The 23,811-nt window shown below is 56.5% G+C and carries 17 protein-coding genes and 4 pseudogenes; 10 read left to right on the top strand and 11 right to left on the bottom strand.

The features are described 5' to 3' along the window. Positions 1 to 253: 253 nt before the first annotated feature. The 3 genes and pseudogenes from BLU15_RS33005 to BLU15_RS32995 form a co-directional block, all read right to left on the bottom strand. On the bottom strand, positions 254 to 457 hold the full coding sequence (locus BLU15_RS33005; protein ID WP_090301213.1) for a cold-shock protein: 204 nt from the start codon (positions 455 to 457) through the stop codon (positions 254 to 256). A gap of 167 nt (positions 458 to 624) precedes the next feature. Then, positions 625 to 1,125, bottom strand: a pseudogene (locus tag BLU15_RS33000) (electron transfer flavoprotein subunit alpha/FixB family protein); the annotation flags it as partial. A gap of 47 nt (positions 1,126 to 1,172) precedes the next feature. Then, positions 1,173 to 2,131, bottom strand: a pseudogene (locus BLU15_RS32995) (substrate-binding domain-containing protein). Positions 2,132 to 2,457: 326 nt separating this feature from the next. Here BLU15_RS32995 and BLU15_RS32990 point away from each other — a divergent pair. Next, on the top strand, positions 2,458 to 3,405 hold the full coding sequence (locus tag BLU15_RS32990) for a MurR/RpiR family transcriptional regulator (RefSeq protein WP_090301211.1): 948 nt from the start codon (positions 2,458 to 2,460) through the stop codon (positions 3,403 to 3,405). Between the two features lie 23 nt (positions 3,406 to 3,428). Here the strand turns inward: BLU15_RS32990 and BLU15_RS32985 are convergent, their stop codons facing one another. Then, entirely contained in the window at positions 3,429 to 4,841 is a 1,413-nt protein-coding gene (locus BLU15_RS32985; protein WP_090301209.1) for a M24 family metallopeptidase, read from the bottom strand. A gap of 313 nt (positions 4,842 to 5,154) precedes the next feature. Between BLU15_RS32985 and BLU15_RS32975 the strand changes: the two genes are divergently transcribed. The 5 genes from BLU15_RS32975 to BLU15_RS32955 all read left to right on the top strand — a co-directional run bounded on the left by BLU15_RS32975 (position 5,155) and on the right by BLU15_RS32955 (position 9,490). After that, positions 5,155 to 6,042, top strand: coding sequence for an ABC transporter substrate-binding protein (locus BLU15_RS32975; RefSeq protein ID WP_090301205.1), 888 nt, complete (start codon positions 5,155 to 5,157; stop codon positions 6,040 to 6,042). Between the two features lie 20 nt (positions 6,043 to 6,062). After that, positions 6,063 to 6,977, top strand: coding sequence for an amino acid ABC transporter permease (locus BLU15_RS32970; protein WP_090301203.1), 915 nt, complete (start codon positions 6,063 to 6,065; stop codon positions 6,975 to 6,977). Then, a complete protein-coding gene (locus BLU15_RS32965; protein WP_305765359.1) occupies positions 6,974 to 7,735 on the top strand; it encodes an amino acid ABC transporter ATP-binding protein in 762 nt (253 codons plus the stop codon). The genes BLU15_RS32970 and BLU15_RS32965 overlap by 4 nt, the downstream gene beginning before the upstream one ends. 10 nt (positions 7,736 to 7,745) lie before the next feature. Further along, entirely contained in the window at positions 7,746 to 8,657 is a 912-nt protein-coding gene (locus BLU15_RS32960) for an ABC transporter substrate-binding protein (protein ID WP_176960432.1), read from the top strand. Between the two features lie 101 nt (positions 8,658 to 8,758). Further along, positions 8,759 to 9,490: an aspartate/glutamate racemase family protein gene (locus BLU15_RS32955; RefSeq protein WP_371590261.1), complete on the top strand. Its 732-nt coding sequence runs from the start codon at positions 8,759 to 8,761 to the stop codon at positions 9,488 to 9,490. 442 nt (positions 9,491 to 9,932) lie between these two features. Here the strand turns inward: BLU15_RS32955 and BLU15_RS32950 are convergent, their stop codons facing one another. The 4 genes and pseudogenes from BLU15_RS32950 to BLU15_RS32935 all read right to left on the bottom strand — a co-directional run bounded on the left by BLU15_RS32950 (position 9,933) and on the right by BLU15_RS32935 (position 14,795). Then, positions 9,933 to 10,907, bottom strand: a complete 975-nt coding sequence (locus tag BLU15_RS32950; protein ID WP_090301199.1) for a peptidyl-alpha-hydroxyglycine alpha-amidating lyase family protein — start codon at positions 10,905 to 10,907, stop codon at positions 9,933 to 9,935. Positions 10,908 to 10,942: 35 nt separating this feature from the next. Then, positions 10,943 to 12,668, bottom strand: a pseudogene (locus tag BLU15_RS32945) (dihydroxy-acid dehydratase). A 14-nt stretch (positions 12,669 to 12,682) separates the two neighbouring features. Next, positions 12,683 to 13,657, bottom strand: coding sequence for a 2-hydroxyacid dehydrogenase (locus BLU15_RS32940; RefSeq protein ID WP_090301198.1), 975 nt, complete (start codon positions 13,655 to 13,657; stop codon positions 12,683 to 12,685). 469 nt (positions 13,658 to 14,126) lie between these two features. After that, positions 14,127 to 14,795, bottom strand: coding sequence for a GntR family transcriptional regulator (locus BLU15_RS32935; protein WP_090301196.1), 669 nt, complete (start codon positions 14,793 to 14,795; stop codon positions 14,127 to 14,129). A gap of 272 nt (positions 14,796 to 15,067) precedes the next feature. On the opposite strand from BLU15_RS32935, the gene BLU15_RS32930 reads away from it, so the two are divergent. Then, entirely contained in the window at positions 15,068 to 16,195 is a 1,128-nt protein-coding gene (locus BLU15_RS32930) for an ABC transporter ATP-binding protein (RefSeq protein ID WP_090301194.1), read from the top strand. Positions 16,196 to 16,539: 344 nt separating this feature from the next. Here the strand turns inward: BLU15_RS32930 and BLU15_RS32925 are convergent, their stop codons facing one another. The 3 genes from BLU15_RS32925 to BLU15_RS32915 form a co-directional block, all read right to left on the bottom strand. After that, entirely contained in the window at positions 16,540 to 17,580 is a 1,041-nt protein-coding gene (locus BLU15_RS32925) for a threonine aldolase family protein (RefSeq protein ID WP_090301192.1), read from the bottom strand. Positions 17,581 to 17,852: 272 nt separating this feature from the next. Continuing rightward, entirely contained in the window at positions 17,853 to 18,776 is a 924-nt protein-coding gene (gene ilvE, locus BLU15_RS32920) for a branched-chain-amino-acid transaminase (RefSeq protein ID WP_090301191.1), read from the bottom strand. Positions 18,777 to 18,817: 41 nt separating this feature from the next. Further along, entirely contained in the window at positions 18,818 to 19,594 is a 777-nt protein-coding gene (locus BLU15_RS32915; protein ID WP_090301189.1) for an HpcH/HpaI aldolase family protein, read from the bottom strand. 623 nt (positions 19,595 to 20,217) lie between these two features. Here BLU15_RS32915 and BLU15_RS32910 point away from each other — a divergent pair. From BLU15_RS32910 to BLU15_RS32900, 3 genes and pseudogenes are all read left to right on the top strand, one after another. Next, positions 20,218 to 21,333 (top strand): ABC transporter substrate-binding protein, encoded by a 1,116-nt coding sequence (locus tag BLU15_RS32910; RefSeq protein WP_090301187.1) that lies wholly within the window; start codon positions 20,218 to 20,220, stop codon positions 21,331 to 21,333. A 79-nt stretch (positions 21,334 to 21,412) separates the two neighbouring features. Further along, positions 21,413 to 23,152 (top strand): ABC transporter permease, encoded by a 1,740-nt coding sequence (locus BLU15_RS32905; protein ID WP_090301185.1) that lies wholly within the window; start codon positions 21,413 to 21,415, stop codon positions 23,150 to 23,152. A gap of 258 nt (positions 23,153 to 23,410) precedes the next feature. Beyond that, positions 23,411 to 23,811: pseudogene (locus BLU15_RS32900) on the top strand (IS5 family transposase); the annotation flags it as partial.

Here is a 23,811-nt window from a genome sequence, read left to right as displayed (position 1 = left end):
GTGTTAGGATCTGCGACGCGGATCAATCGGGGTCGCATTCCACCCCAACTTTCGCCACTAGCCCGCCGTATCCTTCTTGGCCCCTCAAACCGCCCGTCTGGTGAGCGCATAAACAGGGGATGCGAAGGCAGCCACTGGTAAGGCCCCGAAGGGGTGTCGAAGCCCCGGCGCCAATGGGCCGGGACCGCGCCGTCATTCCGGCCTGGATCGGGCCGCGTCCTTTTGATGAAATGTGGGTTCCCGTCGGACGACCTCAAGCGGTGGCGACGTTTTCGGCTTTCGACTTGCCTGTCTTGCGATCCTGGCCGAGTTCATACGTGACCTTCTGGCCTTCACGCAGCGTGCCACCGTAGCCGATGGCAGAGACATGCACGAACACATCCGCGCCGCCGTTGTCTGGAGTGATGAAGCCGAAACCCTTGTCATGATTGAAAAACTTAACGGTACCTGATGCCACGGTGTCCCCCTGGTGTTATGGCCAATTGCCGACAAAACCTTAGCGACTGAAGTGAGCAGCGGCAAACGGGAAAGTGGCGAGGATATAAATTACCATCACGCGCATACGTGCCTTGTGTCGTGTCGCTTGGAATAAAAGAGGATTCCAACCGAGCGGGGACGACATCATTAACATTGGCCGGGCAGGTGAAAAGATGTGAAGCCAGATCCATTCCTAAAGCCCTTCTGCAACTCCGGCAGGTCATCGAAGGGTCGGCAACCAGGCCGTAGTCGGCGACCTGGAAGATCTTCTTCGTCCTTGTTGATGGCGACGATGACCTTCGAGTCCTTCATGCCGGCGAGGTGCTGGATGGCACCGGAAATGCCGCAGGCGATGTAGAGATCGGGAGCGACGACCTTGCCGGTCTGGCCAACTTGCCAGTCGTTCGGGGCGTAGCCGGCGTCGACGGCCGCGCGCGAAGCGCCAACGGCAGCGCCGAGCTTGTCGGCAACCGGCGGGATCACTTGCCTGAACTTTTCGGACGAGCCGAGCGCACGGCCACCGGAGATGATGATCTTGGCGGACGTCAGCTCCGGGCGATCCGACGACAACAGGGCGTCGGCGACGAAGCTCGAAATACCCGCCGCTATACTTCCAGGCCAGGGCGATGAGGCGGATGCTGGTGTTCGACCACGTCGCCTTAGGCTGCGACGTCAGGACCGCCTTGATTGGTTGCTCAGAGATTTTCGCGCGTGAAAATCTCGAAGGGGACGATTCTTGTATGGCTCGCATTGTCCCCTTTTGACGCAACCGCGGCGACCATACCCCTGATCGCCTCAGCGGCGAGGCGCTCAAGTGGGTGGGCGATGAACAATGTCATGGCGCCGTCAATGAGCGCGGTCTTAACGTTGGCCATGAGTTCGTAGCCAACCACGACCAGCGTACCCGCCCGTCCGGTCGCGCGCAGGGCTGCAAGTACCCCGCTGATGCCGCCGCCCGCCACATAGAGGCCACCAAGATCAGGATGCTGTTCCAGAAGACGTTCGGTCATTTCTTGCGCGACTGCGGAGGATTCGAAGGTCGACAAGGATTCAAGCAACTGGAAATCCTGGGCGTGTTCGCGAAAGTACGAGCGGAACCGGTTTCGTTCATCTCCTGGTTTCGATACCGAGGATTGCCCATCAGCAGGCCAATCTTGCCTGGTTTCTTGAAGATATGGTCGAAGGCCCAGGCCGCGGTTCGCCCGACCTTCCAGTTGTCGAGGCCGATGTGGTGGATTTGGCCGGTCGCCGCGAGTTGGGAGATCAACGCGAAAACTGGAATACCTCGTGCCTGAATTTTTTCGAGGGCCTGGGTGACGATAGGATGGACCGCGGTGGTGATGCAGAGAGCATCGCACTCGCTGGCGAGCGCCAAGGCCCGCTCTGCTGTATTTTGCGGCGATAGGTCTTCGAGATGCTCAATCAACAACTCGACATAAACCGCTTCGATTGCGCCCGCCTCTTGCAACAAAGCGCGGGAGACGAGTTGATAAAACGGCTGGTGCGGCTGGAGAAGTATCACGCCAAAACGGAGTTTCGGGCGTGCGGCGGCATTGCGCGCCTGGATCGCCCCCAGGCCATAGAAGCCGATGGTTTCGGCAGCTGACTGGACCTTTTCGCGCGTAGCCTCTCGGACGCTTTCCGATCCAGACAAGACCCGATTTGCGGTTGCGATCGACAGGCCGGCCCTATCTGCAAGGTCGCGGATCGTCGGTCTCTTGATTATCGCCGCATGATGTGAATTGTATCATTGTGTTCGAGCGTATGAGACGAATGATACGATCATCTCCCATAAGAGAATTGCGCCTTGATTTAACACCCGTCAAGTCGGCATTGTCTGTGTCAGAGGACGGCGAGGGAGCGATCAAACGGCTCACACGCCCGGGACTGCAGATTCGTACTCCGAAGGAATTCGTGGCGACCTTTGGGAGTGCGGGTTTTCATATGGCAGGTGGACACGGAGCGTCAGCTTGATATCCTATGCGCAGAAAGACGGTTGCGTTAGGAAGAAAAATTGCAACATTGCCAAATGCTTGGAAAGTCATGCGGTCGATAGAAACCCGCATTTACGAATGCTATGATGAGCTTTCGCCGAGCGAACGCCAGCTTGCGAACGTACTGTTGAAGCACCAGCGCGACTTCTCAAGCTATACTGCCACCGAGCTGTCGGAAAAGGCCGGGGTGTCGAAGGCGACGGCCGCGCGGTTGTTCCGAAGCCTTGGCTATAAGACCTATGGAGAGGCAAGGCGTGACGCGCGAAACTCGAAACTCTGGGGCTCACCGCTCATCCGGGTCGAAGAGGAGAACGATGCGCCCGGGCAGAGCCAGTCGTTCGAAGGCTTCATCCAGGCCGACATGGAGAACCTACGACGCACGTTCGATGGTAATCAGGCCTCGGAAATCCACCGGGCATGTGCGGCTATAAGTGGCGCTCATCGGGTTGTCATTCTCGGTGTGCGGCATGGTTATGGCTTGGCGTATCTTGCAAAGAACCTGCTGGGCTTCGGCAAAGATATGGTGCAGGTCCTCGCCAATGGATCGAACATCAGCGATGATATCACCTCCCTCAGGAGGGGCGATGTTTTCATGGTATTCGCCTTCAAGAGACGCCCCGAATATCTGCAGACCGTTTTTTCCGAGGTCCGTTCAACCGGGGCGCAGATTCTTGTGATCGGCGATCTGAGCCTCGAGAATCCGAGCGAAGATATCGTACTCCGATGCCACACGCATATCCCGGGTCTTTTCACTTCGTTCACCTCGGCCGTGACGATATTGAACTACCTGGGCTGGGCGGTTTTCAACGCGGCGGGAGAGACCGCCCGGACACGCCTGCAAAACTTGGAACGTCTCGTCGTCTCGATCGACCGCGTCGAAGGTCCCGACGATAAACGCAAGGCTTCGCCGCGTCGCCCCGTTGCGAAGCCTTAATGTTCGCACAGAAACCGGGCCGTTTAGCGAATGCGATGTGGCTCCAGTGGGGTGTGACGACTGAGGTTCTCGTAGCCCTCGGTCGTCACTGCGTAGCAATCGCCGATGTTGCAGCCTGCCGAGAGTGGCTCCAGCCATTGGGCATGGAGCACGAAGACCATGCCCTCCTCCAGTGCTCCGTAGTTGTTGGAGGATATGTTGTAGCTCGATGTCTTGGGCATCCCGACCGAATGCCCGAGATTGGGATTATGCGGGCCGTGGGTGGCGGGGTAGACATGCATTAGTTTGCGTCCCTGTGCCTCGTAGCTAGGCGAGGAGACATACTGGCGGGGCACAAGTCGTGGCGAACCGTTGGGCATCGCTTCCCAGTTGAACGGCATCGTGCGGGCCTCGGCATTCTCTAGCAGGCCACGGTCTACATAGGCGGTGAAGGCCGCGTTGTTGACTTGCCGTGCAAGCGCGCCGGGACGGATCTCGGCCTCGGCTCGCCGCATGCCTTCGAGGCAGACGGCAATCACCTCCTCCTGACGATCCGTAAGACTGCCGACCGCTATCATGCGGGCGGTCTGGGCATAGTAGCCGCGATAGGTGACATTGGAGACGTACAGGTTGATCAGATCGCCGTCCCGTACGACATGTCCATAGGGCTTGCCGCAATGGGTGCCGAATTCATTGATGCCAATCTGATAGCCATCGCCCGTTTCCCCGCCGCGGGCGAGTTGGGCGTAGGTGAAGGCGGCATAGATTTCGTGATCAGTGACGCCCCGCCGCGTAACGTGACAGGCGGCCTCGTAACCAATGTTGATTAGCTGCGAGGCGGCACGAACGAGCGCAACTTCGCGCGGTGAGCGCACGCGCTGCATGCGATCGAGGATGCTACGCGCCGGCTCAAACCTCGCCTTCGGCAGTTCGCCCTTGAGTGCGTGCCAATACGGCTCGGATGTGTGGTCTCCCACGAGGCCGATTTGTGCTCGATCCAACCCGTTTGCCACAAGGTGCTGCGTGCAGGCTTGGGCCGTCTTGTCGATGGCGGACCCCGGCCGGTCAAGATATTCGCGGCCCCAGGGGGCGATCTGCCAGATGTCCTCAACGAGAAGTGGCTCGCCTGCGGGCGGGAGGATGACCGAGCTGCCGTAGAAGGACAGGAGCGTCAGCGGGCGGTCGGCATCCGTGGGAATAATGAGCATTCCCTCACGCATCCAGTCGCAGATATAGCGAAGGTAGGAGTTGGAGGTGTGATACCAGCCGATTACGTCTGTGTGGACGAGCATGACGTCGTGTCCGGCCTGCGAAGCCTCCTGGCGAATCCGTCGCAATCGGTCTTGGAACTCCTCCAGCGGTAATGGTGGGACCGGTTCAAAGTCAAAACTGGGAGTGAAGCCGTCGAGCAAGCCCTCCCATCTCCGCGTGGCATCACTCTCGATTTTCGTCAACATCAGCACCCTCAAACGTTAGATCATGAAACAAAAGTTTCCAAAAGAATGCACGAGGGGCGGCCCATGGGCAAGAGGAATGGGCGAACTTCAGTGCTTTCTTTCCGAAACGTTTCGCGCAAAGATCGAAGTGGCATCGTGCTCAAACCCTCGAATTGCTGGGGAATCAATATACAATCCTGAGCCGCAACAGTTGGAGAGAGGCGCAGATGGAGGAGAAATTGACGTTGACAAGCTGAAACTTTTGTTCCAACAATTCGCATATAAGGCAATGGCGATTGATAGCTAGGCCAACAATCAAAAAAGGGAACGACGCATGAATGTGAACAAGGGAATCGCTGCGGCTCTTCTGCTGCTTTCCGGCTTTGCCGGACTGCCTAAAGGGGCTGTTGCCGAGGTCGTCTTCGACCAGGCGCTACAGGACAAGCTGCCTAAATCCGTTCGCGATGCAGGCAAGGTGACAGTTGCCACCACGGCCTATACGCCGCCGATTGTTTTCATGGGACCAGACAACACGGAAATCATCGGCCTCGATGCCGACATCATCAACGCCTTCAGCGTCATGTTCGGTGTCAAGTTTGAGATCGCCGATCTTGGCAACTTCGCCGCACTCATCCCCGCCTTGAAAGCCAAGCGCTTTGACATGTCGATTTCCGGCATGGGCGCCACACTCGAGCGCGAGAAGCAGCTCGATATGATCCCTTACATGTATGACGGCAAGACCATCATGGTTCAAAAGGGTAATCCCCTGGGCATCAAAACGATGGAAGACCTATGTGGCCAAAAGGTCGCAGTGGGCGTGGGGACAGCCCAGGAAGCCCTGGTGAAGAAGACGTCGGATACGAAGTGCAAGACGCCCATCGAAGTGCTTTCGATCCCCAAGCAGCCTGAGGTGCTGATCGCGGTCCGCACCGGTCGAGCCGCCGCCACGGTCGGAGGTTATGCCACGGGTGTCTACACGACCAAGCACCAGATCCAGAACGGCGTCGGACTGGAAGCGCTTCCCGAAGTCCGTCAGGATGTCGGCTACAACACCATAGCACTTGCCAAGGACAATTCCGAATTGCGCGATGCCGTGATGGCCGCGTTTCAAAAGCTGATCGATTCCGGCGATTACGCGAAAATGCTGGCGAAGTGGGAACTGGCTCCTCTCGCCATCGAGAACGCGCGGCTTAACGATGCGTCAAATCTTCCGAACAATTGATTGAAGTGGAGAGGCACGCCATGTCGACCGGCATTTTGGACAATATCAACGCCCCCTCGGGGGCCGAGCTTGAAACTGTGCCCCTGCGCCATTGGGGTCGCATTTTCGGGGCTGCGGCGGTGCTCGGGCTCCTCGCCTTCTTCGCATACATCGTCTCATCAAGCCAAAGCATCCAGTGGAGCGCGATTGCGGAATATCTCTTCAATCCGGCGATCCTCAAGGGCGTGTTGGTCACGATTGAGCTGACCGTTCTCGCCATGGTTATCGGTACGGTGATCGGCGTCGTACTTGCGGTGATGCGGATGAGCGCCAACCCTGTGCTCAGTAGTGTGGCGGCAGGTTATGTCTGGTTCTTCCGCGGCACACCGCTGATGGTACAGATTTTCTTCTGGTTCAACATTGCGCTCTTCATTCCCGTGGTACAGATCGGCGAATACTCCATCTCCACGAATATGCTGATTTCGGCCTATAGCGCCGGTCTGCTGGCGCTGGCGCTCCACGAGGCCGCAAACATGGCCGAAATAGTGCGCGGCGGCATCCTGTCCGTTGACAATGGACAGATGGAAGCGTCGCTCGCGCTTGGACTGATGAGAAGGCAAGCCATGCGCCGCATCGTTCTGCCGCAGGCAGTCAAGGTCATCCTTCCGCCTACGGGCAACCAGGCGATCGGTATGCTGAAAGCGACCGCCATGGTCTCCGTCATTGGCACCCACGATCTCCTAACGCAGGCGCAAAACACATATGCTCGCAACTTCCTGGTCATCGAATTGCTGATTGTCGCCTCGATCTGGTATCTCGCCCTCACAACGGTTGCGAGTATCGGCCAGTACTATCTCGAGCGGCATTTCCAGCGTGACACCGTGCGCCAGCAGCCGCAAACTCTCATCGGCCGTATCGGGCGGTCCGTCAATCCCTTCGCAGGAGCCGCCTCATGAGCACGATGGTATCGGCAGAAGGCATCTGGAAGTCTTATGGAGTGTTCCAGGCACTGCGTGGCGTGAATCTGGAGGTCGAAAAGGGCGAGGTGCTGTGCATAGTCGGGCCTTCTGGCTCCGGGAAAAGCACGTTTCTTCGCTGCATCAATCATTTGGAAACAATCGAACGCGGTAAGCTGCGCGTGGACGGCCAGCTTGTTGGTTACGAAGAACGCGCAGGGCGGCTTCATGAGCTGAGAGAAAAACAGCTTGCGGCGCGGCGTGCAGAAATCGGTATGGTCTTCCAGCGTTTCAACCTTTTTCCTCACAAGACAGTCATCGAGAACATTATCGAAGCGCCCGTCTTGCTCGGGAGGATGACCAAGCCGGAAGCTGTGTCGCAGGCGACTGCGCTCCTCAGGCGTGTCGGCTTGCTCGACAAGCGTGACAATTTTCCGGTCCAGTTATCCGGCGGCCAGCAGCAGCGCGTGGCTATTGCGCGCGCGCTGGCGATGAAACCCAAGCTGATGTTGTTTGACGAGCCGACATCTGCGCTCGACCCCGAACTTGTCGGCGAGGTGCTTGCGGTCATTCAGGACCTGGCCAAGGAGGGCCGCACCATGGTCATTGTCACCCATGAGATCGGCTTTGCGCTGGAGGTGGCGGACACACTGGTTCTGATGGATCAAGGCACCATCGTCGAGCAGGGCAAACCTAAGGAAGTGGTCGCGGCACCCAAAAATCCGCGAACAGCCGCCTTCCTCGCCAGCGTTCTTTAGAGGTTGCCGCGTGCCAGACAAGCTCCGCATTACTGAATCGTCTCCGGCGGCGAAATTTGCGCCGCAATACGTCGCCGAGTCGTTGGGGTACTTCCGTGACGAAGACTTGGATGTGACCTTCGGCGTCGATGCTGGGCCGGCAGGTTCCTGGCTTGCCGACAATCTCGTTGCGGACAAGGCCGACATAGCACTCGGTGGGATATGGTTGCCTTTCGCCTATCGCGACCTCGGGATAGCGGATCTCGTCCCGTTTGCGGCCGTCTGCCACCGAAATCCAGCCATGCTGGTTTCCCGCACGCCTATCCATGGCCCATTCGACTGGGCGATACTGGAGGGCAAGCGCCTAGTTCTCGCGCTCGCGGCAACCAGTCAATGGATGTTTCTCGAGGGCGTGCTCCAGGAACGCGGGGTCGATCTGGGGCGGGTTCAGGTCGTGCGCGATCTACACATTGAAACCATGCAGCGCCTGTGGAAGGAGGGCCTTGGTGATTTTTTCCTTGCCGAGCCGACAACGGCCCTCGCGCTGATCGATGCCGGTTACGTTCTTGCCGCGACCATGGCGGACGCCGCCGGCCCCGTTCCCTGGAGCGTTTACTATGCCCGGCGCGGCAGCGTGTTTGCAAACTCGCCGATGCACCGCTTTCAGCGGGCGATAGCGCGCGCGGTCGACTGGATACTCGATGGCCATGCGAGCGACACTGCTGCGATTGTTGCAGAGCGCCTTAAGCAGAGCAACACCACTGTGATGCAGCGCACTGTGCAGCATCTCATCGCCAGCGGCACATGGCAAAGAAATCTGAACATCTGCGCCGATGCTACCGATCGGTACGCAGCGATGATGGTGCGCTACGGCCTTCTGCGAGTGATGCCGGATGCAGCGTCGGTGGGTTTCAACGCCCCAAGCGCAATCTGCAGGACGTAGTCGTTCCATAGCAAGCCGGGCGAGACCGTCTAGCAGCATCCTAATCACTTTACGGACATGTCCCAAGCTTGGGACATGTGGACACGCAACTGATCCGTTCAATGGAAATTGAGATCGAAATGAAGATATCCGTAATCAATCCCAACACGACAAAAGAAATGACGAGAGCGATTGGTATGGCAGCCCGCCGTTCCGCCACTTCTGAGACGGAACTGCTGATCAGCCAGTCGCAGTCGGGTCCTTCGGCTATCGAAGGTCCATTTGATGGAGCCATGTGTCTGCCAGGGTTTCTCAAGGCCCTTCAGGACGCAGAGAATGCGGGTGCGATGGCGCATATCATTGCGTGTTTCGACGATACGGGCCTTGATGCCGCGCGCGCGCTGTCCAGCCGTCCGGTGGTTGGCATCGGCGAGGCGGCGTTGCATGTGGCGAGTCTTATCGCACAGGAGTTCTGTGTAGTGACAACGCTGTCTCGTTCAGTTCCAATCTTGAAGGCAAACGTTCTGCGCTACGGGTTTGAAAGACGTTGCCCTCAGATACTTGCTAGCGACATACCTGTACTCGAACTGCACGATCCTGAAAGCGGAGCGCGCGAAAAAATCACCTTCTTGATCAATAGCGCGATCGAGAACGGCGCAGAAGCTGCAATACTGGGATGTGCGGGCATGTCCGACTTTCAGGCCGAATTGCAGCGCGAAGTTGGCATCCCAATTGTAGATGGCGTTGATGCGGCTGTGCGTCTCGCCGAGATGCTTGCAGCATCTGGGCTTACGCCATCAAAGCGGGGCGCATGGGCAAGCCCGGCTCGCGCGGCGCTCATTCGCATGGATTAATATTGCGGGGTAGGAAGACAACGTCATCGCTATTAGCACGACGCTGTTAACGCCGTTCCGCACTGATCGGCATCCAACAGTTGTCCACCAAAACGGCGTCTCAATTCTGGTCGAATAGTCGCCGCGGACGGAGTAGTGGGCATGCGGATGGTCGATACTATACGGACAGTCGTCATGCAGGTTACCTCGCTTGCGAAGGGGAGCAGTGACGCCCTCGATCCACGCTAAAGTGTCGCCAGCGCTTCACCCCGATGTCGACTGCGCTGATCCGGAACCTTGCGTCTCGGTTCGGCCGCCGGACTGCCTACTCTGAGGGTAAGACAATCCGTCGGGCCGGTCAGTTCTGCACTTGAAGACCCACCAATAAAGCGGACCTGGTTCTCGAGAGGTCGCGTTCCAAACATTGAGCTCCAGCAGATGGGTTCGACCAAGTTCCGCGTTGTCAGAGAACTTGCATCGCAACTTTCTCAAGTTTTTGGAAGGTCTTCAAATCGTCCGGCAGAGGTGTCGAAAAATACTTCCTCCAGGAATTCCTGGCAACTTCCCCAACATAGATATTCTCTTGGGAGTCGACGGCGATGCCGTGCGGTGAAATAAATCCTCCCGGCTCCGGGCTCGGTTTTCCGCTGCCGAGCCTTGCAAGGCATTGGCCATTTTCATCCAGTACGCTGATGTAAGGGCCAAGCCCACGCCAGTCCGAAACAGGCCCGGTGCTGGGGGCTCCGCCCGCTACGAAGAAGCGTTTTGTGTCCTTTCCTTCCACAACGCAAACACCAAGTGGCCTGAATATATCTGTCCACTGCCCCTCAAAGTTGCCGTCTCCATCGAACACCTGGATGCGGTAGTTCTCCCTGTCGACGACATAGACAAAGCCGTCGCGATCACACGCCACATCGTGCGGAAGACTGAATTCTCCCGGTCGATATCCGGGTGTGCCCCAACTCCTCAGGAGGCGACCGTCGGGATCAAATTTGTGGACGCTGGCGTTCTTGTAGCCGTCGGATACGTAGATTTCGCCTTTCGGCCCTATCGCGACGTTTGTGCAGCGGTTGAACGGGCGACCGCTCAGAAAGCCTGACGGAGTGCCCTCCTGCCCCAGCGTGAGAAGCAGGCGACCAGACAGATCATATTTTCTGACCACATGAAGCTCGTCATCCGTGAGATAAATCGAATCGTCAGGGCCCACTTGAGCGCCATGAGGGCGGACAAATTGACCCTCGCCCCAGGAGCGGAGGAAATTCCCCTCCCTGTCAAAAACCATCACGGGATGGTCGTTTCTCGAAAAAAGATAGACATTGTCGCTGTGGTCGACCGCGACACTGGGTACGTCGCGAATGACGTAACCTGGCGGAAACTTGGCCCATTCCGCGTTCACGCGGTAACAATATTCACCGTCGGATAGAATCGGCTGGTTCATTCAGTGCCTCCCTACGAAACTTCGGATATTGCGTGTCAGATACCTTGGGTCTGATGCGGTTCCTGCCTTAGGAATTCGAAGTCACACCCCTCATCAGCTTGAAGAATTTGTTCGTGATAAAGACGATCATCCGCGTCGCTGAGCGGTAGCGGAAACAGGCCTGGCCTGACGCCGGAGCTCCCGTTCTGTGGCATCGACGTGCAAGATCAGCTCTCGCTTTGAGAGGCTGATTGAAATGCGGTCGCCATCCACAATATCTCCAATCGGACCGCCCGAAGCTGTGTCAGGTGAAACATGCAGGATCACAGTTCCGTATGCGGTCCCACTCATCCGTGCATCCGAAATACGAACCATGTCTGTCACACCCTGTCGCGCGAGTTTCAGGGGGATGGGGATGAAGCCGGCTTCGGGCATCGCTGCGTCGCTGCAAGGACCAGCGTTCTGGAGTACGAGAAAATCTTCGGGCGTAACGTCGAGCTCAGGGTCATCAATGCGCTGAGCAAGATCCGCCAATGACGTGAAGACCACGGCCCGGCCTTCGGTCTCCATGAGACGAGGATCGGCAGCGGACCTCTTAACAATCGCACCTCTGGGAGCAAGATTGCCGAACAAGGCGATCAGACCTCCGTTCGAACGGACCGGACTTTCGACCGTCTTGATGATCGAAACATCAGTCCAACCGGGAGTTCGCTCGATGCGATCTCTGACCGTTTCTCCCGTTACCGTTCGGCAGTCGAGATGAAGAAGATGCTTGAGTTCCCTCATTACGGCAGGAATACCGCCAGCCGCGTGAAGATCCTCCATGTAGTGCTGGCCAGTAGGTTTGAGGTCAACCAGCACCGGCGTTTGATCGCTGATTTCGTTCATCCGCTGGAGATCAATGGCAATGCCCAACCGCTCCGCAATGGCGGTGAGGTGAATGATTGCGTTCGTTGAGCCGCCAATCGCCACTAGCACGGTCAAGGCATTTTCAAACGCCTCGGGCGTCATGATTGCGCGCGGCACCAGATCGGAATCGACAAGCGACATCGCAATGCGGCCTGTTTCCTCAGCCATGCGCAAGCGGTCGGCGTCGATAGCCGGGATCGCGGCCGAATTTGCCGGCATCATCCCAAGCGCTTCGGCCACTGAGGCCATTGTGCTCGCGGTTCCCATCACGGCGCATGTTCCTGCGGTTGTTGCCAGCCTGCTTCCAATCGCCGAGATCTGCTCCTGCGAGACCTTGTTTGCTCGATACTGTGCCCAGAAACGGCGGCAGTCCGTGCATGCGCCAAGTCGTTCCCCTTGATGGCGGGTCGTAGACATCGGGCCGCCTACAAGCTGGATGGCCGGAATTCCCGCCGATGCGGCACCCATCAGCTGTGCCGGCACGGTCTTGTCGCATCCACCAATTAACACGAGCGAGTCGATCGGTTGGGCTCGCGACATCTCCTCGACATCCATGGACATCAAGTTGCGAAACTTGAACGTCGTCGGTGAGACGAACGCTTCGCCAAGGGAAATGGTGGGAAACTCCAACGGAAGGCCGCCTGCCGCCAGAACGCCGCGTTTGACGGCCTCCACAAGCTCCGGGAAATGCCTATGGCAATTGTTAAAGCCGCTTGCGCTGTTTGCAATGCCCACGATAGGGCGGGACAGCATTTCGTCGCTGAACCCCATCGAGCTTGCGAATGTACGACGCAAATAGTGGCTGAACCCATCGTCGCCGTAGTGGGTTAGCCCTCGTTGAAGACCGTGTTTTTTTGTGGGCTGATCGCTCATGTTCCTGCTTTCGTTCAGTTCATGGATTTTAGAAGGCCGAGTACTTCCGGGACGGGTGTCAAGAGGGTCCGATTTTCGAGCCAGCCTGTGAGATTGTCACAGGCGAGCTGCCACATGGCTTTGCGCGTGTGCGCGCTTCCTGACGCCGTGTGCGGGGTGAGAACGACATTCTGAAATGCAAGGAACGCTTCGTTTATCGCGGGCTCATTTTCAAACACGTCCAGGGCGGCGGCAAGCAAGGCGCCGCTGTCCAGCGCTTGAAGGAGCGCTGCTTCATCAACGACGCTGCCTCTGGACAAATTGACCAGAATGCCGGACGGACCTAGACGATGAAGAATTTCCGCAGTGATCAAGCGTTCAGTCGCCGGGCTCCCCGGCACGATAACGATCATCGTGTCGACGTGACCTGCCATCGAGCTGAGGCTTGGAAAATGCCGCCATGGCAGATCGCACCGTGGGCTCCTGCTGTGATAGACGACCTCGACGTCGAAAGCCGAAATCCGCTTGGCAACCTGTTCGCCGATCCTCCCGATTCCAACGAGCCCCACCGTCCGTCCGCGCAACGTCGCAGTATTGTGAAAAGGCCCATTCAGCCACTCGCGGGTACGGACGTAGGCGTCTGCGCGGGGGATTTGCCGAATGGCAGCAAGGAGCACAGCAACGGCGAAATCTGCTACCTCCGCATCGAGCACGCCCGGTGTGTTGGATACGAGGACACCATGGCGCAGTGCGGTCGCTACGTTCGCCGCATCGTAGCCCACGCCAACGCTTGCGATGACCTCCAGTTCCGGCAGGCGCTCGAACAACTGCGTACGAACAACGGCATTGCCCTGGCGGAGGATGCCGCGGACCTCGGTCAATGCAGGTTCGCCTATCGTGCTGAAATGATCCTCTGACATCACCCGATAGCCTGATGAGGCGAGTTGCATTACGACGTCTTGTGGAATTACGCCGAGGCAAAGAACGGGGCAGGGGTAACGTTTGGTCATGATCTTTCGCAACAATGAGCCACAGCACCGATGCGATGGCGTATCGGGTGAGGTTGTTTGGGGCCTATCTTTCAGCAAACGCCACGCATGAGGGATGTTAGATCCCACTTCGATGCCAACCAAATTGCTGGCTCGAATGCCCGGAAGATTGGAAATTCAGATTCTAAGCTGCTCTAGTTGATCATCGGATTGTCGGGTTTTACCGCGGAATTGGGCGTCCCAGGCATTTCGCGGCTGAGGCGAATAGCAGGTGCGGTGATGCTGGGCTGTTCGAGCACCCGACCAAATAATCTGGCGCGCACCAGAAGGGGTGAGAACTTGAGCAGAATAAGCGCTTTGCGACAACAACGACCCACAAGCGCCAGCTTCTAATGACGGCAGTTTCACTTGTCGCACGGCGTTCCCCTCCATCGCGAGAATGCAGTGAGGGTAGCAACGCCGTCAGGATTGTCAATAAGATTATTGATATTTACGCATTGGTCCTAAAACTCTCTTGGATGAAGAGATCCCGAGCGGGAATGAGATGGTTTCGGCAGAGCTTCACCAGCATGGCTCGATCACTCCGCTCTAGAGCGTTTATGATCTCATGATGTTCGTCGCGAGAGCGAGCAAGCATTTCGGGTCGGCGGAACGCGTAGAAACGAAAGCCGTGCGTATGATTTGCGTACTCTTCGATCACTTTTGTAAGGAAAGGATTTCCTGTTAGCTCAAACAGCGCTCGGTGGAAGCGAATGTTGATCCGGAAGGCTGACTGAATGTCCTTCCTTTTAACAGCGCTATCGTGTTCCGCTTGGATCTGACGCAACATCTCAAGGTCGCCGTCGGCAACAGGAAGTGGGATCAGCTTGGCAGCGTTGCTTTCCAAAATGTCGCGCAACTGGTAAAGATGGAGCACGGTCTCTTCCGAATAGGATTTGACTCGCGAGCCTTTGTTCGGGACGCGTTCAACGATCCCGATTCTCTCTAGCTCCACCAGAACCTGGCGGATGATATGGCGCTTTGTTTGGAAACGGGCCAATAGTTCGTCTTCGATTAGCCGCTCATTGGGGTGAAGCTTGCCGAAGACGATGTCCTCTTCCAATTCGTTGACGATCTCATTCAACTTGAAAGCTTCGCTGGCAGCTGCATTCTCTGGCATTTTCCGCGTTCCTGGTTCGGAAATTGAGCAATTCTTGAGCCTGACATAGAAATTAAAATCCGCCGTGGTCAAGATGCTCGTATTATCAATATTATTATTGACATAAATGGTTGATAAAATCTACGTTCACAGCGGAGGAGTTTTTCATGACGCATACCAAAGGTAGGCTCATCCCCTTTGGACGGTGATCGACGCCACGTCTTTTCGGACCAACGCGATCCCCGGGAGATTTGTGTCAGCTCTCCCTCAAAGATCAATAAGAAGGGGGTCCCGTGGTAAAGCTAATAGTTGAGAATCTCGTCAAAGCGTTTGGCTCTTTTGTCGGCGTCGACAATGTTTCTTTCGAAGTCCAGGACGGAGAGTTCCTGACGCTGCTGGGGCCCAGCGGTTGCGGGAAGTCAACGACCCTCGCCGCAATCGCTGGGTTGGACCGCCCTACATCCGGTCGCATCGTCGCTGGAAACGTAACCTTCTTCGATGGTGCCAGGAACGAGTATCTGGTCACAGAGCGGAGGAACTGCGGTCTCGTTTTTCAATCCTATGCGCTCTGGCCACACATGACTGTCGCAAAGAACGTGGCTTTTCCACTGGAGTTGAGGAAGGTACCGAAAGCGGAGATAACGCGTCGGGTGGACGACGTACTGAAGCTTGTCGAACTGAGCAAGCTGGGAGATCGGTACCCACATCAGCTTTCCGGCGGGCAGCAACAGCGCGTGGCGCTTGCAAGGACGCTCGTATACAGACCCTCTATCCTTCTCCTGGATGAGCCGCTGTCGAACCTCGACGCGAAATTGCGAGAACGTGCCAGGGGCTGGCTTCGGGAGATTCAGGAGCGCGTTCGCATAACGACGATTTACGTGACCCACGACCAGGCCGAGGCGCTTGCGCTGAGCGATCGCATCGCAGTGATGAGTTCAGGGCGCATTGCCCAACTCGGAACCCCGCGTGAAATCTATAACCAACCTAGTAACCCGACGGTGGCGGAGTTTATTGGAACGACGAGTTTCTTGGATGGTACAGCCGTCGGTCAGGCGCCAGCGCATGGCGATATGTTCGTCCGCCTTTCGTCGGGCGAGATCATCACAGCACCATCAAATCGAAAACTTTCGAGGGGCGCGCCGGTCCGGATCGCACTGAGGCCAGAGCGTCTTGATCTGCTCAAGGAAGACACCGCCATGGATGAGACAGGTGCGAAGATAAACGTTAAAATCGAGGGGGCGACTTATCTTGGTAACACGATTCAGTATGAGGTATCTCTCGGGGACGACCGGAGGATCAAGGTTGAAACCCAGCGCGATCTAATGGCGGACCGGGCTCTGCTCTGGATACCGTCTCGCGCCTGCAGCCTGTTCGAGGTAGATGGCTCAGCGCCAGTGCCGACACGCATTCGTTTGCCATAAGGCCGCGGCAAAAGCTGCCTTCAAACGTGCCATCTGGCGGTGTATCACCTGTGCTACGTTCATCTTCAACCAGGTGCGGCTAGCTTGTGCGATCCGGTGTTCAACAGTGGTAACCGTCGCCTACTGTTGAACTCGCGCTGAGGCGCGGCGCAGTGTCCGGGCCACTGGCGGCTTCTGCACTAATCCCCCATGGTCAACTGATATTCCCACCCGCAAACGGTTTAACGGTGAGCCAGCGAGGTCTGTTGCTCAAGCTCGCCAAATTGCGCCTCGCCGTGCGGTGCGACGAAGACCGGGTGTGGGAAGTTCAAGCCCCATCGAGACCCCCGAAAGTACATTTTCCGTCAGGTTTGCCAGGTGCGAACCAAATCGAGGAGCGCTTCCAGTTCCTGTGCGCTCGTCTCGAATGAAGTGACAAACCGTGCAGTCATGCTTTCCGATGCGGCATCCGTCGTCAGGAAGGAAACGCCTGCAGCACGCAGGTAATCGACCAGCGAGATCGGCAGGCTCGCAAAGACCATGTTGATCTCGACGGCGTGGGTGATTTCCAAGCCAAGTTCCACCAGTCCGTCAGCGAGGTTCCTCGCTTGCGCTCGAGCATGCCGTGCTGCCTCGTAGATAACGTCATTCTCCAGAAGCGCGGGCCATTGGCACGAAAGGAACCGCATCTTGGACAGGGTCTGACCGCTGCGTTTCTGTAACAATTTGGCTTTTGGAAGAAGCGAGGGATCGAACAGGACAATGGCCTCGGCGGCAAAGCCGCCCGTTTTTGTTCCTCCGAAGGTCAGCACATCGATCCCTGCACGCCATGTCAGATCGGCAGGGGAGGTTGCAAGCGACGCTACAGCTTGCGGAAATCTTGCCCCGTCCATGTGGACGACGGCATTGTTCGAATGCGCAATTTGGCAAATTCTCTTGAGCTCATCACAGTCGTAGAGTGAACCGAAGTCAGATGGCTGGGTGACGCTAACCGCGGCGTAGCGCAGCATCTGTCCACGGCCGCTTTTGCCACGCTCAAACTCGCGTGCTAGTTCACCATCGTCAATCTTACCTGAAACCCCGCCGAGCGGGACGAGCTTTGCTCCCTGCGTGAAGAACTCGGGTGCTCCTGCTTCGCGCAATTGGATATGGGAATGTTCGTGACAGAGGATCGCTTCGAAGGGGTGGGCGATCACTGAAAGAGCAAGCGAATTTGCAGCCGTTCCGGACGACGTAAGCACAACCGCGACCTCCTTTTCGAAATGCCGGGAGAACAGTTGGTCAAGAGACTTGGTGTGACCGTCGTTTCCATAGGGCGGGGTACGCTCCATCGCCACGTTTGCGAGCGCAACTGCGACCTGAGGCAGTATTCCGGAGGTGTTGTCGCTCAGAAAATCGTGTGTCATTGTTTATCCGTTGCTTGTTGAAAAAAAGGAAGTTGCCGTTCGTCCGCTCCTGCCAAACGCCACGCTTGAGCCCGAAGGCAAGAAACTGCACGCACCATCGCCAGGCCAATCCAGGCCTTTTAAACAAGGAGTGCACCTCCCTTAACGCCACGGAAACCTGCGAAACACGTCGACGTGTCGTTCGCTACGAAGGAGATTCAAAGCCGAGGAGCGCGTGCCGAGGCCTCTGGAAGCGTGCGCTTTATGGCGGCGCAGGTCGCGCCGCCACAGGTTCAGGCGGGTTGTCGAGCCATGTCGATTTCCCGGATCCAACCGGCATATCGGGGATTGGCGCCGCGAACTGCATCCATGTAGTGTCGCGTGATTTCACGGGTAATTGGCCCAGGCGCCCCTGCGCGCAGTGCAAGATTGTCTATGCTTGCCACCGGCGTGATCTCCCAGCCCGTGCCACACATAAAGACCTCATCTGCATCATAGAGCTCCGTTCGATCGATCGGCCGCTCGTTGACAGCAAGTCCCATCTCGTCTGCGATGAGTTGAATTACGCTGTCCCGAGTTATCCCTTCCAGGATGCCTTCCGTCACCGAGGGCGTGAAAATCTTGTCGCGGCGGATCATAAAGACTGATGCAACCGGCGTCTCTGAAACTGTTCCATGCCGGGTCAACATCAGAGGCATGTCATAACCGTGTTCGTCGGCCTCGATCATGGCAAGACGGCCGTTGCTGTAGTTGGCGGTGCCTTTGATGCGTGGTGGTTGCGAGCTCTCTTGGACCCGTTGCCATGTCGAAGTGCCAAGTTTGAGGCCGCGCTCCAGGTACTTATTTGGGGCAAAAGGGCCGGCTGTCATTGCTATTACGGCGCTGCCTCGTGAAAGCATGCTCGTGGCTCCGTCCATCATGACAAGCACGCGTGCGTGGACGTCCTGACGCCATCCATTTGCCTGGATCAGCCTGGCAAGCTGTTGTGTAAGATCTTCCGGTGAAAATTGCTCCTCGAAACGAAGTGCTCGCATCGAGGCATTCAGGCGGTCGAAGTGTTCCAAACCCCTAAACAACAGAAACCGGTCGTTGACATAGTAAGCTCGCAATCCCTCGAAGACCGAGGTTGCATAAGCGACTGCTGGAGATAGCACGTGGATCTTCGCGTCGTCGTAATCGACGAGTTTTCCGTTGAGCATGATATACTTGCTCGTCATAGGAATTCCTCCGTTTATCTGATCTGATGCGGCAGGGAAGCTCAGGCTGGAAAGGCCTTCTTATAGTTCGCAATCTTGCTTCGCATGTCGTCTTCGATGTTGCGATCGCCGCTGAGGACCAGCAACTGCGTTCCCCAGTTCAATGCCTTAGGGAAGAAGGCTTCGGTGTAGACGCCGCCAAGGCGCACGAATTTGCCATGTTTCTTGGCCGCCGCCACGACTTTTCCATAGGCTTCAATTAGATCTGGGTGATCATCGTTCTGCGGTATCCCCATTTCAACAGACAAGTCGTTCGAGCCGACGCTGATCACATCTATGCCGGCAACCGAGGCGATTTCTTCGACGTTGTCGAGCGCCTCCACTGTTTCCATGGATACGGATATGAGAACATTTTCGTTCTTTATTTTCATCCGCTCGTACTTCGTCATCGGAGCCCAGCGCGTGAACGAACCGCCATATTCGGACAGACTGCCGTAGGGCGGAAAGCGTAGCGTTTCAACGATGTATCTAGCCTGATCGGCCGTGTTGACGTGCGGTACGATTATCCCTTGCGCGCCATAGTCGAGAAGGCGCGTAGCAATATCGAGAGAGTTGGTGGGCACGCGTACAAAAGACGTTATCTTCTCGCTCACACAAGCGAGGCAGAGTTGTGCGGCGACATCGAGGTCCATCGATCCGTGCTCCAGGTCGATGTAAATGAAGTGATAGCCAAATGCCTTAGCCATCATGACGACTTCAATGGAGCGTTGCGTGCGGATCTGATAGCCGAGTGCGATATTTCCCTTCTGCAATTCCTGCTTTGCGGTGTTGATCATCATTGGAGTTCCTCCCTACCAGATTGATAATGTTTGCCGGTCGCCGCTCCTTGAACCTTGCCGCCGATGGCAAACGATCATCCTCAGACGTTTGGCTGGCCGATCGGAGAGTTGCGATCCCTGTGCAATCCAGTGGCTTTCGACGGCCCGAAGTCGTGGGTCACTGTGCTCGATGGCTTGAAGGTTGATTCTCGGCAGCGGCCTGCAGTAAGATTATTGATAATGACGTTTGATCCAAGTGGCAATATTAATAATTATATTGACAATATTTATTCGTCACGCCATCGTTGGTCCGGCTCAAAAGTCGCCTGGAGAAGCGGCAGTGGAATGAACGGGCAGCTAGGCGCGTTGAACGCCGTCCATTAGGAGCCTGTGAAGCCGCGGCGTGTTTGTGTCGTGAAGCTGGTTTGCCCAGTGCTGCGAAGGCTCTGGCGTCGGCATGAGATGATGCTCGTTGCGCGGGCGATATCACTTCGCCCGCGCTTTGCAACTGCCACGACGAATGGTCACCTGCATTCACATCGAGCAGGCGGAATTGGCCAATTCCCGCGCAGGACTCGGGTGCAAGTTCCGATCGAGGAGGATCAGAATTTGCATCTCATCATCAAACAGAGTGGAGGAACAACATGAAAAGACGGCAATTTATTCTAAGTGCATCTGCCCTTGGCGCTTCCGCTTTTTTTCCGGCACGAATGTCCGCGCAGACGCAAGCTTTTCCCGCGTTCTATCCGGCAGGATACCAAGTGATCGTGGAAGGATCTAAGGCAGAGCAGCCCTTGCTGATCTATACCACCTTCGCGACATCTAACTGGGCACCGATCATCAAGCATTTCCGGGAAAAATACCCGTGGATTGAGGTGTCGGTTTTAGACCTAAACCCCAGAGAAGCGCTCGAACGCTACCGAACCGAGCGCGGCGCCAATAGCCGCTCGGCGGATCTGTTGTACATCAATGCGCCGGAAATCTGGTCAGAGTTGAGTGCCGACAAGGAAATCCTGGTCTACAAATCCCCCGAAGATGCGAGCCTTGAAGGCTGGGCGAAACCGTTGCCGGGAGTCTATGCCGCGACATTGAGCGCGGAAATCTACATGTGGAACAAGCTTTTGTTGCCTGAAAATCTGGTGCCGACAGGTTTGAAGGACCTTTACGAAAAGGCAAAAGCCAACCCGGACATCTTCAATGGCCGCATCTGCACCTACAACGCGCCAGCGAGCGTCTACTACAGTCTTGTCGTCTACCAGATGGTGAAACATCATGGCGAGCAGATCTGGGAATGGCTCGATTTCCTTGGACCCATGACGAAACTGGAAAGCGGCGGGGCGGCTGCGGCGGAGAAGCTCTATTCGGGCGAGTATATATTCACCTATAACCACAACCTTACCAATGGCGTGGCAGCTGACCGGGATCCTAACAAACATCAGTTGGCCGGATGGGGTTTTTTCAAGGATGGCACACCGGTCGGAGCGCGCTTCGGAGCCGTGTCCGCCGGAACCAGAAGCCCCAACTCATCCAAGCTGATGCTTGATTTTGTCGTCTCGTTTGATGGTCAGAAGGCTGTCGCTGAAGGGGGGAGGGAAGCGTACCATTCCAGAATCAAGCAGGGAGATGTTCCCGGCTGGACCTATGATGGTATCAAGAAAGAGGTGCCGTCGGATCAATTGGTCTACGTTAAATACGATCCGTCTGAACGTGCGGAGTTCGAGAAAACGATTGAGCGTTGGAAGAAGGCACACCACGTTTAAACAAAGCTCCTGGCTGTGAATATTCGGAGCGGGTCATTAGTGCCCGCGCCACTCCCGTTAGAGTTTCCAGGAAAACGCAATGACGTCTCTATCCATCATCGCGACCGATCCCAGCTACCGCAAGTTCCAGGGCCAGTCCCAGACGAGATCCATCGCCATTCAGTACGGTCTGTCATTGGTGACCGTTTTACTCATTCTCTCTCCTATCGTGCCGCTCTTCTACCAAGCCCTCATCGATAGGCCCCTCTATCGATCGGGCCATGAGTTTACGATTGAGAATTTCGCCGAATTGGTGACGAGCCGTTCTTTTCACTCTGCACTCCTCAATTCTTTGATCTTCTCTATTTTGTCGACGATTATTGCAGTGGCAGGGGGCGCCTTTCAGGCCATTCTCATCGCGCGCACAAATGTACCAGGAAGACGATTTCTTGGAAGCGTCGTGTTGTGGCCGCTCTTTGTGTCCCCGATGATCATCGCTTTCGGTTGGTTCATTTTGTACGGCCCGGCGGGCTACTTGACGCTTTTGAGCAAGACAACGTTCGGCTGGGCTCCGTGGGATCTCTACTCTTTGACGGGCATGTCGATTGTCTCGGGCGTCAGCCAGGCACCTCTGGTGTTCCTCTATTGCGTCGGCTCAGCCGCTCTTGCCGATTCTTCAATGGAAGATGCAGCCCGCGTATGCGGTTCGGGGACGCTTCGCATCCTTCGTCGCGTAACCTTTCCGCTCATGTCCCCTGCACTTATTTACAGCTCAACGCTTATCTTCGTGAACTCCATGGAGATGCTGGCCATCCCTCTCATATACGGAGAACCGGCGGGGATCGAACTGCTCTTGCCCTATTTGTACAAACAGGCCTTCAGTGGATTTGACTCCAATTACGGATTGGTAGGCGCGATAGCGGTCTTCCTTCTGGTTCTGGTTGTCGCATTGGTTTGGCTACAAAACCGTCTGCTCGTAGGCGCGGGCCGATACACGACTGTTTCGGGTAAGGCCACTCGACCGCGTCCATTGGCGCTTGGTGCTGCTCGCTGGCCGATCCTTGTCCTGGTTGGGCTATATTTGCTTATGTACGTTGTTCTGCCTGTCGCTGCGATCTTTTTGCGGTCAGTGGTTAGTTTTCTCAGTCCGCTGATCCCGTTCTGGAAAGTGTTGACACTGCAGCACTTCGCATCGCTGATCGACAACGACATATATCGCCGGGCCATAACCAATACCCTTCAAATTGCCTTGTTCGGTGGCATCGCCACGGCAACGTTTACGGCACTCCTTGCGGTCGTCCTCTATCGCTCGGCTTTCCGCTACAAAGTGCCGCTGGAATATGTTGCGATGTTACCGAGGGCCGTGCCTGGTATCGTCTCGGGGCTTGGCTTCCTCTACATCATACTCATGATCCCTTATTTGGGCGAGTTAAGAAGCACCATCGCTGTTCTCGTGGTGGTCTACGTTTCGAAGTTCTTGCCAATTGCACTGGGAACGATCGCGCCGACAATGCATCAGATTTCTGCCGACCTCGACCGGAGCGCAAATGTCATGGGAGCGAGCTGGTGGACGGGATGCCGCCGCATCGTTCTGCCCATCGTAAGGCCGGCTGCCATCTCAGCCTTCGTCCTGGTGTTCATTCAGATCACTAAAGAATACGCCACAGCAGTTTTCCTGATTTCGCCTGGCAGCGAAGTACTCGGCGTCAGTCTGCTTCAGGCGTGGGAGATGGGCGACGTTGGAATGGTGGCCGCAATCGCGACGGTCCAGATTGTGATCCTTGTCATCTTTACGCTGTTTGCGCGGTGGGTGCTTGGAGCCAACGTTTACGACCGTTAAGCCGGCGTGGCGTGTTCGGGTGACCCCATACGGTACCCAGGCTTACGCGTCGAGGAGACAAGGAAGTACTTATCATCGTTTGAATTATTGATAATATTATTGACATAAATCACCTGACGAAATATAACCTGATGGTCACAAGTCGACGTGACGGGCGGGAAAGAGGGAGAGCGCAGTCTTTGCTAGGTCGTAAACTCATAAAATTGCTTGGTGTTTTTCGCGTGTCGTGATTCAAGGCTTCCGGATAAGGGAGGCTGTATGACGCGTCGCCGCTACGAACTTACCGATCACGAATGGTCGATCCTGTCACCACTGTTGCCCAACAAACCCCGCGGCGTTCCTCGGGTCGATGACCGGCGGGTGCTGAATGGCATCCTTTGGCGGTTCCGGACTGGTTCGCCTTGGGCGGAAATCCCGGAGCGCTACGGTCCGCCGACCACCTGCTACAACCGCTTCGTCCGTTGGCGGAAGGCCGGTGTCTGGGACAAGCTTCTTGAGGCGGTTTCCGAGGCTTACGATGGCGATATCGTCATGATCGACTCGACCTGTGTCCGCGTTCACCAGCATGCGGCCACGGGAAAAAAGGGGATGGAGACGATGGAGGCATGGGACGTTCCCGCGGCGGGCTTACAAGCAAAATCCACGCGCTCGTCGACGCG

Source organism: Ensifer sp. YR511 (assembly GCF_900103045.1).
GTDB classification, from domain to species: domain Bacteria; phylum Pseudomonadota; class Alphaproteobacteria; order Rhizobiales; family Rhizobiaceae; genus Ensifer; species Ensifer adhaerens.
The sequence above is the reverse complement of the archived record's forward strand: the minus strand, read 5'-3'. Positions and strand labels throughout refer to the sequence as shown.

Coding starts and splice junctions, on each gene's coding strand:
- BLU15_RS32940 (WP_090301198.1), bottom strand. CDS start 13,657: ATGACCAAACGTTACCCCTGCCCCGTTCTTTGCCTCGGCGTAATTCCA.
- BLU15_RS32935 (WP_090301196.1), bottom strand. CDS start 14,795: ATGCCAGAGAATGCAGCTGCCAGCGAAGCTTTCAAGTTGAATGAGATC.
- BLU15_RS32970 (WP_090301203.1), top strand. CDS start 6,063: ATGTCGACCGGCATTTTGGACAATATCAACGCCCCCTCGGGGGCCGAG.
- BLU15_RS32950 (WP_090301199.1), bottom strand. CDS start 10,907: ATGAACCAGCCGATTCTATCCGACGGTGAATATTGTTACCGCGTGAAC.
- BLU15_RS32915 (WP_090301189.1), bottom strand. CDS start 19,594: ATGATGATCAACACCGCAAAGCAGGAATTGCAGAAGGGAAATATCGCA.
- BLU15_RS32965 (WP_305765359.1), top strand. CDS start 6,974: ATGAGCACGATGGTATCGGCAGAAGGCATCTGGAAGTCTTATGGAGTG.
- BLU15_RS32985 (WP_090301209.1), bottom strand. CDS start 4,841: ATGTTGACGAAAATCGAGAGTGATGCCACGCGGAGATGGGAGGGCTTG.
- BLU15_RS32905 (WP_090301185.1), top strand. CDS start 21,413: ATGACGTCTCTATCCATCATCGCGACCGATCCCAGCTACCGCAAGTTC.
- BLU15_RS32910 (WP_090301187.1), top strand. CDS start 20,218: ATGAAAAGACGGCAATTTATTCTAAGTGCATCTGCCCTTGGCGCTTCC.
- BLU15_RS32990 (WP_090301211.1), top strand. CDS start 2,458: ATGCGCAGAAAGACGGTTGCGTTAGGAAGAAAAATTGCAACATTGCCA.
- BLU15_RS32955 (WP_371590261.1), top strand. CDS start 8,759: ATGGAAATTGAGATCGAAATGAAGATATCCGTAATCAATCCCAACACG.
- ilvE (WP_090301191.1), bottom strand. CDS start 18,776: ATGACGAGCAAGTATATCATGCTCAACGGAAAACTCGTCGATTACGAC.
- BLU15_RS32975 (WP_090301205.1), top strand. CDS start 5,155: ATGAATGTGAACAAGGGAATCGCTGCGGCTCTTCTGCTGCTTTCCGGC.
- BLU15_RS32925 (WP_090301192.1), bottom strand. CDS start 17,580: ATGACACACGATTTTCTGAGCGACAACACCTCCGGAATACTGCCTCAG.